This is a genomic window from Crocinitomicaceae bacterium (genome assembly GCA_016708105.1).
GTDB lineage: Bacteria > Bacteroidota > Bacteroidia > Flavobacteriales_D > Crocinitomicaceae > JADJGJ01.
This window is the reverse complement of record JADJGJ010000001.1, coordinates 520,354-533,799: the sequence shown is the minus strand read 5'-3', so window position 1 is coordinate 533,799 and position 13,446 is coordinate 520,354. Positions and strand designations below refer to the sequence as shown.

The following is a 13,446-nucleotide window of genomic DNA, read 5'->3' as shown; positions in this document are numbered from 1 at the left end:
ATGTTTGTAACCTTTTTAGAAAGATTGATTATAAAGCAAGAAATTAAAATTTAAACTAGAATACCATGAAAGGGAGTAAACTTGTAATAGTCACTTTAGGTATAGCCGGCATAATGGCTTCTTGTGCTCATGAGCGCTCAAATGCAACAGGCTGGGAGTATAACCGACCTGAAAACGGAGGATTTCAAAAGGTGCCTTACTACGACCAAGAAACTGGTCCGGGTCTGATCCTTGTTGAAGGTGGAACATTTACCATGGGCCGCGGTGAGCAAGATGTTACCTATGAATGGAACAATACACCTCGTCGTGTAACGGTTTCTTCATTTTATCTTGATCAATTTGAGGTTACTAACTTCAACTGGCTTGAATATCTTTATTGGGTACGCCGTACTTATGAAGAATTTCCAATGATTTACAAAAATGCTTTACCAGATACCAATTGCTGGAGAACTCCTTTGGCGTTCAATGAACCTTATGTAGAATATTACCTGCGTCACCCAGCTTATCAAAATTACCCTGTTGTTGGTGTAAGTTGGACTCAAGCAAATGATTTCTGCAAATGGCGCACTGATCGGGTGAATGAATTCATCTTGATTCGTGAGGGTGTTCTTACTTGGAATCCTGATCAATCCGGAGATCCTTTTACTACTGATACATATTTGGCTGATCAATATCACCCTGGTGAAGATAAAGAACAAAAACTGATGGATCTTGATCCAAAACAAGGTTGGAGCGGAAGAAAATCTGATTTAGGACAACGTATTGTTAGAATGGAAGACGGTATTCTTCTACCGCGTTATCGCCTCCCAACAGAAGCTGAATGGGAATTTGCTTATTATGGTTTGATCGGATCAATGACTAATGAAGCTGACCCGGGCGTAATTGAAAACAGAAGAACTTATCCTTGGACAGGTCACTGGGTTCGTCAAGATGATGAACAATTCCAGGGAGATATTCGTGCAAACTTTGTTCGTGGACAAGGTGACTACATGGGTGTTGCAGGTGCTTTGAATGATGCCGCTGATATCACTGCTCCAGTGGATTCATACTGGCCAAATGATTACGGTTTGTATCACATGGCTGGTAACGTTTCAGAATGGGTTATGGATGTTTATCGTCCACTTTCTCACGAAGATTTTGATGAATTCAGACCTTTCAGAGGTAACGTTTTCACCACTAAAGTTCTTGGAAATGACGGAGTGATTGATGAGAAAACTTCTCAGGTATTGTATGACGTGTATGGTATTAAAGAATATTTACATGAATTTGAACGCGTGCGTTTCCAACGTATTTCTGCACAAGATCACGCTCCTGTTTTGATTGAAAGAGATTCAACTGACTCTTCAGCAGCATCAGGTTTAGAGCAGTATTACAACGGAATGGGAACTAACGTGAAATCACGTAATGACATTGAATATTACAATAACCCACCAGAACAAGTTTACCTGACAAAAAGTAAAGAAAAAGACTCTATGGAGTTGATGCTTTTAAGAGAATTGAATAGGGTTGTTGACCTCGCTATTGAGGCGGCAAATGATCAGTTCTACATGGAGGCATCTGAAATTATTCAAACCAATATTTTTGACGGATTATTTGATGGAGTTGATCCAAGATTTATCCGCACTGATGAGCTTGGTAACGAATATCCATTAGAAATTATTCCAATGTTGAGAAAAGGAATTTCTGATTATATCGTAAATACACCGGGAAATTTGAAATGGAGACAAGTTACGCAAGAAGAAAACATAGAGCGTACCAACTATAAAAACTCTGATTACCGTGATTATATTGATGGTGATTTTGAATCTTCATTATTCTACGGAGATGATCAACGCAAAGGAGATATCAATTCCGGTGTACGTGATGAATCATTGGTAATGTATCAGAATGATCATGAGGCGTATGATTTAGTTGGAGGACAAATCAGACCAAACGACAGAACAGGTTGGCCTACCACATTGGTTTCAGATAAATCACGTGTGTACAAAGGTGGTTCATGGAAAGACAGAGCTTACTGGATTGTTGGATCTAACCGTCGCTTCTTAGATGAAGATCAATCAAACTGTACTATCGGTTTCCGCTGTGCGATGGATCGTCTTGGAAGCCCTAAAGGTTTAGGAAGATATAGATAGAAATTATTTAATTGATTGTAAAAAATCCTGCCCATAGTTTGGTGCAGGATTTTTTTTTTGAACCTTTTTTTTCTCGTGTTGTACTTCAGATCAAATAACATGAATTATGAAAAAAATATTGTCTCTTCTTTGCTTAGTATCTGCAATATCATTTGCAGCAGACAAAGGAACCGTAATCAAATCGTCAATTTCAAAAGTAACCGTGTATCAACAAGGAGCACAGATACAACAAAAAGCAACATACAGTGTTCAAAAAGGAATTACCACCTTAATACTTGAAGGCATCAGTCCAAGCATTGATCCAAACAGCATTCAGATAAATGCTACGGGTAGTATTGTGTTACTTGAATCAAAATACACAATTCATTATCCTGAACCTGATCCGGTAGAAAATCCAAACAATGAAATTCCTGTCAAAATACAAAAAGAAATTTCACTGTTGCAAGATTCATTATTTGAACTTGAATATGAAATTGCAACTATCCAAAATCAAATTGATGTATTGAACAGTGAAAAACGCATCATTGAAAACAATGGCACCATCAAAGGACAGGGTAAAGTGAATGATTCAATTCCCTTATTAAAAGACGCATTGTTATTTTATCATGAAAAAATGAATCAGATAAATAAAGAATTATTGAGTTTAAACAGACAAAAATATTTACTGGCAAAAAAACAAACCCGAATGCAAACAAGGTTGAATGAACTTTATAATTACAATGCAAACAATAACCTGGTATATCAGCAAAACATGGAGCCTATTCACCGCATTGAAGTCACAATTTCAGCAGAAGAGGCGGCCACCGGAAAAATAGAAGCAACCTATTTGGCCAACAATGCCGGCTGGGTACCCATGTATGATTTCAGAAGCACCGCTTCAACAAACTCAATTGAACTTACCTATAAAGCCCATGTTTATCAAAATACCGGTATTGACTGGAACGATGTAAAACTTAGTCTGTCAACCAACAATCCTTATGCAAACAAAACCAAACCTGAACTGCAACCTTGGTATCTTGACTACTACACCTACTATGGAAATTACGACGATCAGCAAAAAAAGACATACTCAACCACATCAGGTAATTTGAATGGTTATGGAACAGCCATGCCTAGCCTTTCAGAGAGCAGTATTTCAACTAAGGATGGTGAAGAGTATACAGATGCAGAAACATCTATCAACTACAGCACCATGATCAGTCATCTTTTGTCAGTAGAATATGCCATTGATCTTCCCTACTCGATCAAATCTGACAACCAGAAAAACATGGTTCTCATTAATACAAAATCATTGAATACTGATTACTTGTATTACGCTGTGCCAAAACTTGACCTTTCAGTATACATGGTTGCGCGCATCACAAATCTTGGTGAATTGAATTTGGTTCCGGGTAAAGCAAATTTATTTCATGATGGGGCATATATTGGAGAGACCTATTTAAATCCGTCAACACTAGAAGACACTATGAATATCAGTTTAGGAAAAGATCAAAACATTGTTGTTTCACGTACTTTAATGAAAGATGAATCAAAAGAAAAAGTGGTAGGTGATAAAATTGAAAAAACGGTTTCATATCATATCACGATAAAAAATCAAAAAGCAAAAAATATTCGGTTGATTATGCAAGATCAATTGCCAATCAGCAGAAATTCTGAAATTGAAGTAGAGGTAATAGATATCAGTAAAGGAATCACTGATCCAATCACCGGAATAACAGAATGGAATATGCGAATGAAACCTTCAGAATCACAAACTGTCAATCTGGTTTATACTGTCAAGTACGATAAAACAAAAAACGTTAACCTTGCTTATTATTAGATCTGGAAAATGAGGCGAGGGACAAAGAGCAGGGACTTTATTGTTCCTGCTTTTTTATTTTTTCAAGCACGTTATAATCTTTTGTCTGTTCAATAGAAGACATCATTTGCTGCATGATTTCTTCAACTGTTTTTGAATAGTCAATATCTATTGGTGGTTTAACACGCATGCGCAATTCAGTATTTGTTTTTTTAAGGCGAATTCCTTTTTTGTCAAATGCCCTTCGGAATCCATCAATCACTACCGGAATTACCACGGGCTGATGTTTTTTCGCAATTATAGCCGTGCCAACTCTGCCCGGTGCATAAGGAGTTGTTGTGCCCTGAGGAAAAGTAATCAACCAACCGTCATTTAGCGCTTTATCAATATTCTCAGTTTCTTTTCTATCAACCTTGCGTCGCACATTCTGACCATTTGCGCGCCAAGTACGGTTTATTGTAACTGCACCTGAAATTGCCAATAATTTTGGAAGAAAACCCGCCTTCATGGTTTCTTCTGCCGCCACATAATAAATATTATGCTTCTTGCATTTTAAAAAACCTGGGTACCGAATACTGTTTGGATGACCGGTAATAGCGGCGTGAATTGCATGCAGAAAAAATGACACATCAGCAAAATAAGTTTGGTGATTTGAAATGATCATCACGTTTTTATCCTGCAAATTCTGAAAAACCTCAGCACCTTCAATGCGCACTTTGTATCGGAAATTAAACCTAAAATATACTACCGTGCCGAAAAAACGAATCGTCGCCTTTTTAAGGAGAATGGATTGGTTAAATACATTTTTTCTGAATAAAGGCATAGGCTTTCTATGTGTCGCAAATATAGTGATATTGTGCGATCTCAAGCTAATTATCCCTTGCCTTCAGCCTTGCTTGTGATGAACGGTTGTATGAACTCTCTGATTTTTTTTGTACCTTTAATGGATTAAAATTCTCAAAACCATGAAATGCACCGGTCTAATTACCCATCAGCCAGGGTAGTGAAAATGGAGCATAACGTGTGAGTTTAAAACAAATAAAACTTTTGCACATGAAAAAATTAATTACGCTTTCACTTGCTCTGATAACCGTTCCTGTTGTATTGCAAGCACAGCAAGATGAAATGGAGGTTAAGTCATCCTACGAAGAATGTATTCGATTTACTAAAACTCCCCCACTGCGTGAGCTTCTTCAGAATGTACCTGCGGTAGACGAACACGCTTTTGATAATGCAGTTTGTAAAGACCGTAAACAAAAGCCAAACTGGGAAATGATTGATGACAGGGGCATTCCTGAAACAGGCGGCATTGACCCAGTTGCCCAAACCACTATGGGTTCGCGCTCAGGTGAAGGCATGATGAAAGCAAATTGGCAAGCTCAATCTGGTGCATTTCCTCCTGACCCTACCGGTGCCGCAGGACCAGATCATTTTGTTCAAGCTGTAAACTCATCTTACCGTATTTATAATAAAGATGGTTCAAGCGCCTCATCTCCTGCTTCACTCGGATCACTCTGGGGTTCAACCAGTGATGGTGACCCAATTGTGATGTATGACCGCTTTGCTGACAGATGGTTTATCAGTCAATTTAAAGTATCAAACAACGGTATTTTAATTGCTGTTTCTGAAAGTTCTGATCCGCTTGGTTCTTATTATACTTATGAATTCACATTCCCATCGTTCCCTGATTATCCAAAATTTGGTGTATGGTCTAATGCCTATTTCATGACTACCAATACAGCTTCAAATGACTGTGTTGCTTTTGAACGCGAAAAAATGTTGTTGGGTGATCAAACTGCCGGAAAAATAAATATGTCTTTCCCTGCTTTTTATCAATTCTTCAACAGTGTTGCTCCTGCTTATGCTGAAGGACCAACAGAACCGGATGCTGATGAGCCATGCTATTTCTTTGCTGTGCAAGACAATTCTTGGGGAAGTATCACAGCTGACCACATTAAAATTTTAAAAGCAACCGTGAATTGGGATACCAATACAGGTTCAGTTGTAAACTACGACACCTTGCACACGGCTGCATTTAATTCTGTTTTTACATCAAGCTGGGATGATATTGCACAACCTGGTACATCACAGAAAATTGATGCCGTTACCGGAATTTTTATGTATCGCGCCCAGTATCGCAGATTCCCGGATTACAACGTAGTTATGCTTTGTCACACAGTTGATGTTGACAATACAAACCGCGCCGGTGTAAGATGGTATGAATTGAGAGACAACAACGATGGTGTTTGGTACATTTATCAACAAGGAACTTACTCTCCTGATTCTGACAACAGCCGTTGGATGGGTAATGTTGCAATGGATGCGCAAGGAAATATTGCATTAGCTTATTCGTTTTGCGGACCTGGAGATTACCCTGGAATCCGCTATACAGGACGTTTCAAAAACGACCCACTTGGTCAAATGACCGTACAAGAACAAATTGGTGTTGAAGGAACTGGATCACAAACAGGCGGAAACCGTTATGGTGATTACGCTCAAATGACTATGGACCCTTCTGATGACATGACGTTCTGGTACACAGGTGAATATTTGGGTACATCAGGAACTCGCCGCACACGAGTTATTTCCTTTTCTAGCTGGCATTTAGCCGGAACAGAAGAACTGGAAACTTCTACTCCGTTTTTCAATGCTTACCAACCAAATGCTGAAACTGTTCGCATTATCTGGCATAGTTTGAAAGATGAAAAAGTTTCTGCAACTGTATTGGATATGAACGGAAAAATTGTTCATTCATCTGAAGTGAACACACAAGAAACACAAGCTGATTTTGATGTTTCAAGTGTTGCCAGCGGAATTTATGTTGTTACGTTGTCAGGTGCACAAACAAATCTTTCTCAAAAAATTTATATCTCAAAATAATCAAACTTCTTGTTTGAAAGAAGCGTCTCTGATTTTCAGAGGCGCTTTTTTTTTTCGGACTAAACAGATCCCATCACGCGATTATTCAGTATTTTTTTCAGAATAAACCTAACCATTTAGCTAGTAGTCAGAAGATCATTCGTTGGTGTAAGCATTTCTAAATCTAACGTGATAGGCAGAGCACAAATATTTCAATAAGGCTTATGCTTAATCATAATTTAAGGAAATAAAAAAAGGGAGCAATTTCTCACTCCCTTTTTTCAATATGATCTTGCCATTAAAAAAATTTTTAATGAAGTTACTTCAGGCATTTACTGATTTAAAGTCAGGATTATTTATTTGCATTAATAAAATTTTCAAGTTCTTCTTTGTCATCTGAGAAAGTTAAAACTTCCATCAACAAATAATAGTCCCCTTTATTTGTACAATTTGTGTACGCCGCTTTTGCAAAGGCCAATTGATCATCACTGTGAGCAAAGAGTTGCATGATTTCTTTAATTTGAGCTACGCTCATGCATTTACTATTTGCCGCCATGTTAGCCACTCTCAATTGATCATCAGCAAAACTTTCAGCTGTTATAGATTTCTTCAACGCCGCAAAATCAGTGTCACTCATATAACATGAACCGCTACCACTGTAGCCAGAATTACCAGTTGTTGTTGTTGTTGTGTTGGTAGTGCCAGTTGTGGTACCTGTGTTTCCGTTGGTATTAATAACTACTGTCATATCAGGATCAGTATACAAAGTATTTCCACCATTTGTAGTAGTGGTGGTAGTGGTAGTTGTGGTAGTGGTTTCCTCATAGTGTGTAGTAGTACCGTTTGTTCCGCTGGTAGTTCCGTTGGTACTTGTAGAGGTAGTCATGGTTCCATTACCTCCAACCTGAGTAGAAGTATTTACTGCCTCAGTACCTGTACCTGTTGTTGTACCGCTCATATTCATCTGCATACCATTTTCAGATACGTTGATATTAATGTTTACGCTTTCAGTTGTTGTTTCACTCCCCGTAGTTCCGGTGGTACCTACGGTGGTCGTTGTTCCGGTTGTACCAACAGTAGTAGTAACGCCTGTGGTTCCCGTTGTAGTGCCCCCAGTTGTACCAACGGTAGTTGTTACCCCGGTGTTGCCGTTCGTTGTGCCTGTTGTTGTAGTTACTCCTGTTGTACCTGTTGTAGTTGTTGTGGTAGTTGTTCCGCCACTATTACCCGTTGTTGTGGTTGTGGTGGGAGAATAATCAACCACCGTTTGATTGGTGTTGGCAGTTACATCTTTTAAGGGTGTTTCAGAAAAATATCTCAACTTGTATTTGCCTTTTTTACCGGTGATTTGATAGGTAACTAGGGTGTCCATTTTTACGGCAATATTTTTTTCCAATTCAAATGAATTGTTGGCTGAGATAATTTTGCATCCATACCATTCACTGGTCAATCCGGTAACCTTCACATTGGTTTCAGGGTTTATATTTTGTCTGACACCATTAAGTACCACATAAAATTTTTCACCTGAATTAGAGTAGATCACCACTTGACCTGAACGTTGCGCAATCATAGTAAAACTGACGAATGCAAAAAATAAGAGTAATAAATGTTTCATAGTATAAATTATTTAAAGTTTAACAACGGGTTTAGGCAACGTTTGTGCCAGAAAATGTTTTTAGGAAAAATTTAACAGGTTACCTGCATTTTCAAGTGCAGCTTTGGTAACTTTCTCTCCGCTCATCATTCTGGCCAACTGCTCAATACGCTCGTCTTTGGTTAGATCTTTGACAAAGGTATGCGTTTTATTTGCAGTTGATTCTTTATAGACGTGAAGATGCATTGTCCCTTTAGCCGCAACCTGAGGCAAATGGGTAATAACAATGAGTTGCAAAGATTTTCCGATGCGTTGAAATTCAGTAGCCATGCGTGAGGCCACCTCACCGGACACTCCTGTATCAATTTCATCAAAAATAAGAACCGGTAATTTTTTTGAAGCTGAAATAACAGACAATATTGCCAGCATTAAACGAGATAATTCTCCGCCTGATGCTATTTTTTTCAAGGGCAGAAATTCTCCTCCTTTATTTGTTTTGAATAAAAATTCTAATTCATCCAGGCCGTGTTTATTCAATTCCATTGCCTTCTTCAAATCAAGCTGAATTTTTGCATCTACCATGAGAAGATCCGACAATACCCCGTGAATTGCTTTACAGAAATCAGAAATTTTTTTCTCGCGTTTTTGACTAATCTTTTGAGCAAGACTGATCAGATTTTGGTATAACTTTTCAATTTCTTTTTCAGTTTGAAGAACTGAGTTTTCAATATTTTCAATTTGTGATAATTCTTTCTCAAGTTTGTCTTTTAAAAGAATCAATTCTTCAACTGTTTTTACATTGTGTTTATAAGAGAGTGTGTGAAAAACATCCATCTTTTCTTTGATGGTTTGCACAGACTCTTCAGAAATTTCAGATTGCTCGGAGAGATCATCAAACTCACGGGCGATATCAGCCAAATCAATGCGCAAAACCTCAAGTCTTTCAGTAATTGCAGTGATAGAGGGATCAAGTTTTTTCAATTCGTCAACCCAGTTGGCAATCTGTTTTAATTGTGATACAATATTTGACTCATCCAAACTAAGATTATTGGTTATTTTAGAAAGCAGCCCGGCAATTTTCTCACTATTCTGAATTCGCATCAATTGATCTGATAATTTTTCAATGTTTGTTTGTTGCAGATTGGCAGCATTCAGTTCGTTCAGTAAAAATTCTTTGTAGTCTTTTTCTTTGCGGTTTTTTGCATCTGTTTCACGCAGTAATGCCAAATCATTTAATCTTTTTTTATACTCAGAAAAATGTTTTTGATATAGAAGGGTCTCTGTTTGTATCCCCGCAAATGCATCCAACATTTCAAAATGAAAATGATTATTCAAAAGAGATAATGTTTCATGTTGGGTATGCAAAGAAACAATTTGTTCACCCAGATCTTTCAAGACCTGAAGCTGAACGGGAGTATCATTGACAAAGCAGCGTGATTTTCCGGCATGATTAAATTCACGACGCAAAATGCATGTATTATCAAAATCAAGCTCGTGTGCTTGAAAGAAATTTTCAAGATTAAGCGATTCAACATTAAAAACCGCCTCAACAAAACACTTGTTTTCATTTTGCTTCAAAACTGAAGCATCAGCCCTGTCTCCTAAAACCAAACCAAGCGCTTTAAGCAGAATTGATTTTCCGGCACCGGTTTCACCGGTAATAACACTAAAACCATGTTGAAAATTCAGACTGACATTTTCAATCAGCGCAAAGTTGGAAATTTCTAATCGGCACAACATGCCACTAATTTAGTATTTCCTGATATTTTGAAGAATTGGTTGGATCTAATTTTTTAAGTACACTCACCACCGCATTTTTCTCAGCTATTTCAGCCTGTGAGAACAAATTAACGAGTTCATCGCTTTTACTGCTGAGGAAAATTTGTAGATTCAGTGAACTTGGACGAGCTCTTTGAACCTTATCTAACAATTGCAAACTTTCAAGCACCACTTTTCTTCCACCAATAATATCATCGTATAAGATATCAAAGCCAAGGCGATGATAGTTGTAATAACAAATTCTGATAGGCTCAAAAACTGATTGCAGCGCATTGTCAACCATCCAGTATCTGTTATTCTTTTTTCCGGCAGAAGTTGACCAGCCGGGATCACCGGAATTTTTTGCGTTATTAGCAATGGTTTGTGCCTTATTAAAATATTTTGTTCCGCCTTTTAATTCAAAGCTATCATAGTCATACGCCAAAATCATATACGCATAAAAAGCAAGCAATGACGTAAGATTATCACGGTACTGATCAATAGAAAAAAGTAAAGCCGTATTTCTGGCATAGCTGAAGGTTACATCATTATCTTCAAAATTGAATAATACCGTTGAATAAGCAGAATTATATACCGGTCTCACAGACTTTATCTGCACCTTGCCTTCAAATGTTGAAGTGGTTGGCATGCTATTGATGGTAAAAAATAAATTGCAATTTATTCTTTCTTCAATTTCAAACATGTCAGCAGTCCATCTGGTATTGTTCATGAATTCAGTGATAGCTGCTTCAAGTTCAGCAAAAATTTCTTTTTCAACCGGGCCCACTTGAAGCGCAGGGGCATTGATCACACTCACCTGACAATTCAACTCTTGCGCTGAAATATGATTCAGGCAAAGAACAAAACTCAGTATGGTTATCAATCTTTTCACTTAATCTCAATTATCATTTTAACAGATCAGATGCAAATTCAGCAATTCTTTTAGCCAACTCAACTTTCTGTTCTAACTCAAAATTAATTATTTTATTGCCTTTTGCAATGAAAGTAACTTTGTTTGTCTGATGGCCAAACCCTGCCCCTTCATCACGGAGCGAATTTAGTACCACAAGATCTAAATTTTTTTTATCTAATTTGGCTTGTGCATTAACCAATTCATTCTCTGTTTCAAGCGCAAAACCAATCAGAATTTGTTTGTCAGATTTATGCTGACCTGCCCATGAAAGCAGATCAGGATTTTTAACTAAGTGAATTGTTAAGGTATCTTCTGATTTTTTTATTTTCTGATGCGAAACTTCAACAGGGCGGTAATCAGCAACGGCGGCAGAAAAAATTCCAACAGCACAATCATTCCAATGTTTCTGAACCAGTTCAAACATGTCTAATGCAGTATTTACTTTCAGAAAATGGATGCCTGATAGCATCGGCTTGTAAGGTGTAGGACCTGAGATCAGATAAACCTCAGCTCCCATTTGTGCACAAGCTTCAGCTAATAATACACCGGTTAAACCACTTGAATGATTTCCGATAAATCTGACCGGATCAATTTTTTCGTAGGTTGGACCACCGGTGATGAGAACTTTTTTTCCCTTTAATTTTTGCTGCGGATTGAAATATGAAATCACTGCCTGAGCAATTTCTTCAGGTTCTTGCATTCTGCCTTTTCCTTCTAAACCGCTTGCCAATTCTCCTGTTCCTGGTTCTAAAATACTTACACCACGTTGTTTGAGTTTGCTAATATTTTCTTGCGTAGCAGGATGATTGAACATATCAAGATCCATTGCGGGTGCAACCCACACAGGGCAGCGAGAACTCAGCAATACGGCCATTAATAAATTATCACAAGTACCGCCCGCTAATTTAGCCAAGGTATTTGCAGATGCCGGGGCAACTACAAACAAATCAGCCCACAAACCTAACTCAACATGATTTTCCCACTCACCTGCTCCTTTTTCAGTTTCAGGTTTAATGAACTCAACAGCAACGGGGTTTTTACTCAAGGTTGCCAGTGTCAACGGGGTAATAAATTCGCGCCCTGATGGAGACATCACAACACGCACCTCAGCACCTTCACGGATTAATTCTCTGATTAAAAAAGCAGATTTGTAAGCGGCAATACTGCCAGTAACACCAACCAGGATTTTTTTTCCTGTCAGCACAGTGGATAGAATTAAATATCAGCCGAAGCGTCTGCCTCTGCTGTTTCTCTCAAATAAATTTTACCTTCAAGGTACTCTTGAATGGCAATAGAAACGGACTTTGGAAGGCTTTCATAGAATTTTGAAATTTCAATTTGCTCGCGATTTTCAAAAATTTCTTCCAAATTATCAGTGCTTGAAGCAAACTCAGCCAGTTTTTTGGTAAGTTCTTCACGCATTTCAGCGCTGATTTGATTACTTCTTTTAGAAATAACATTCAGAGCTTTATAGATATTGCCTGCTTTTTCGGCGATATTTTCTAAATCTCTTGTCACTGTAGTGCGTTCTGCGTTGGTTGTTTTGTAATTCAAGCTCATATTGCTGGTATTATTGTCCCGGTTATCCGTTAATCAGTTCAATTTCTTTTTCTGTTTTTTCTTTGATTGCGTCAAGTTCTTTGCGCTTTTCAGACTCCGGAAATTCGGCGACAAATTTACTATAACTTTTCAAAGTTTCATGCAAACGATCCAATTTTTTACTGGAGATGCTATTGATTGCCAGATAATAGTTGCTCAAAACCAGCAGGTAACGAACCTCTTCTTCATATCTGGATTCAGGAAATTTCTCAAGAGTAGCCTCCAATGCTACCACTGCAGCCTTATAGTTTTCAGTTTGATAATAAAGCTTTGCATATTCAAATTGTTTGCGCTCAAGCTTTGCCCGCAAGTTGTCCATGATAACATTGCAGGTATCAATACGAGAACTATTTGGATACATATCAATGAAAATTTGTAAGCCATCTAGCGCATTGTATGTTTCAGTTTGATCCAAACTATATTGAGGCGAATTATGAACAGAACAAAGTGCGGCTAAAAACATGGCCTCTTCGCAGTATGGGCTTTTTGGGTATTGCCTTACAAATCTGCTAAAATAATAGCCTGACAAGTAATAATCACCTAATTTATAATTGGCCATGCAGTAATAAAAGTAGAGCTTTTCTCCTTCAGGCGTTAGTTTATAAAACGGGATAACGTTTTCAAGCAGAGCAAGAGATTTAACCCAATCACCTTGTTCATAATATTCAAGTGCTTTTTCTTTTTGCAAATTATAATCATTGCTTTTGAGGACTTTATTATACTCAGAACAAGCACTCAACAGTGCAGAAAGAATGATGGATAATCCAATAAATTTCAAAAATTTCATAGACGA

General features: G+C 37.8%; 10 protein-coding genes. 3 read left to right on the top strand and 7 right to left on the bottom strand.

The window, feature by feature from the left end; all coding sequences use genetic code 11:
* Positions 1 to 65 precede the first annotated feature (65 nt).
* Positions 66 to 2,132: an SUMF1/EgtB/PvdO family nonheme iron enzyme gene (locus IPH66_02210; protein MBK7128166.1), complete on the top strand. Its 2,067-nt coding sequence runs from the start codon at positions 66 to 68 to the stop codon at positions 2,130 to 2,132.
* A gap of 106 nt (positions 2,133 to 2,238) precedes the next feature.
* Positions 2,239 to 3,951 carry a DUF4139 domain-containing protein gene (locus IPH66_02205; protein MBK7128165.1) on the top strand — a complete coding sequence of 571 codons (1,713 nt, stop codon included), beginning with the start codon at positions 2,239 to 2,241 and terminating at the stop codon, positions 3,949 to 3,951.
* A gap of 37 nt (positions 3,952 to 3,988) precedes the next feature.
* Here IPH66_02205 and IPH66_02200 read toward each other — a convergent pair whose 3' ends face one another.
* Entirely contained in the window at positions 3,989 to 4,753 is a 765-nt protein-coding gene (locus IPH66_02200; protein ID MBK7128164.1) for a 1-acyl-sn-glycerol-3-phosphate acyltransferase, read from the bottom strand.
* A 230-nt stretch (positions 4,754 to 4,983) separates the two neighbouring features.
* Between IPH66_02200 and IPH66_02195 the strand changes: the two genes are divergently transcribed.
* Complete coding sequence (locus IPH66_02195; protein ID MBK7128163.1) at positions 4,984 to 6,810, top strand: T9SS type A sorting domain-containing protein; 1,827 nt, start codon at positions 4,984 to 4,986, stop codon at positions 6,808 to 6,810.
* Between the two features lie 331 nt (positions 6,811 to 7,141).
* Here IPH66_02195 and IPH66_02190 read toward each other — a convergent pair whose 3' ends face one another.
* The 6 genes from IPH66_02190 to bamD are packed head-to-tail and all read right to left on the bottom strand — an operon-like array spanning position 7,142 to position 13,440.
* Positions 7,142 to 8,404, bottom strand: a complete 1,263-nt coding sequence (locus tag IPH66_02190) for a DUF4476 domain-containing protein (GenBank protein MBK7128162.1) — start codon at positions 8,402 to 8,404, stop codon at positions 7,142 to 7,144.
* Positions 8,405 to 8,464: 60 nt separating this feature from the next.
* The gene (recN, locus tag IPH66_02185) at positions 8,465 to 10,123 is read right to left on the bottom strand and encodes a DNA repair protein RecN (GenBank protein MBK7128161.1); all 1,659 of its coding nucleotides are present in this window, start codon (positions 10,121 to 10,123) and stop codon (positions 8,465 to 8,467) included.
* A 4-nt stretch (positions 10,124 to 10,127) separates the two neighbouring features.
* Positions 10,128 to 11,033 carry a DUF4835 family protein gene (locus IPH66_02180; protein MBK7128160.1) on the bottom strand — a complete coding sequence of 302 codons (906 nt, stop codon included), beginning with the start codon at positions 11,031 to 11,033 and terminating at the stop codon, positions 10,128 to 10,130.
* A 13-nt stretch (positions 11,034 to 11,046) separates the two neighbouring features.
* Positions 11,047 to 12,258 carry a bifunctional phosphopantothenoylcysteine decarboxylase/phosphopantothenate--cysteine ligase CoaBC gene (gene coaBC / locus IPH66_02175; GenBank protein ID MBK7128159.1) on the bottom strand — a complete coding sequence of 404 codons (1,212 nt, stop codon included), beginning with the start codon at positions 12,256 to 12,258 and terminating at the stop codon, positions 11,047 to 11,049.
* 11 nt (positions 12,259 to 12,269) lie between these two features.
* Positions 12,270 to 12,608 carry a DNA-directed RNA polymerase subunit omega gene (locus IPH66_02170; protein MBK7128158.1) on the bottom strand — a complete coding sequence of 113 codons (339 nt, stop codon included), beginning with the start codon at positions 12,606 to 12,608 and terminating at the stop codon, positions 12,270 to 12,272.
* Positions 12,609 to 12,636: 28 nt separating this feature from the next.
* On the bottom strand, positions 12,637 to 13,440 hold the full coding sequence (gene bamD / locus IPH66_02165; GenBank protein MBK7128157.1) for an outer membrane protein assembly factor BamD: 804 nt from the start codon (positions 13,438 to 13,440) through the stop codon (positions 12,637 to 12,639).
* Positions 13,441 to 13,446: the final 6 nt, after the last annotated feature.

Excerpts from the sequence above, each read along its gene's own strand:
- IPH66_02210 (MBK7128166.1), top strand. The coding sequence starts at position 66 with ATGAAAGGGAGTAAACTTGTAATAGTCACTTTAGGTATAGCCGGCATA.
- IPH66_02205 (MBK7128165.1), top strand. The coding sequence starts at position 2,239 with ATGAAAAAAATATTGTCTCTTCTTTGCTTAGTATCTGCAATATCATTT.
- IPH66_02200 (MBK7128164.1), bottom strand. The coding sequence starts at position 4,753 with ATGCCTTTATTCAGAAAAAATGTATTTAACCAATCCATTCTCCTTAAA.
- IPH66_02195 (MBK7128163.1), top strand. The coding sequence starts at position 4,984 with ATGAAAAAATTAATTACGCTTTCACTTGCTCTGATAACCGTTCCTGTT.
- IPH66_02190 (MBK7128162.1), bottom strand. The coding sequence starts at position 8,404 with ATGAAACATTTATTACTCTTATTTTTTGCATTCGTCAGTTTTACTATG.
- recN (MBK7128161.1), bottom strand. The coding sequence starts at position 10,123 with ATGTTGTGCCGATTAGAAATTTCCAACTTTGCGCTGATTGAAAATGTC.
- bamD (MBK7128157.1), bottom strand. The coding sequence starts at position 13,440 with ATGAAATTTTTGAAATTTATTGGATTATCCATCATTCTTTCTGCACTG.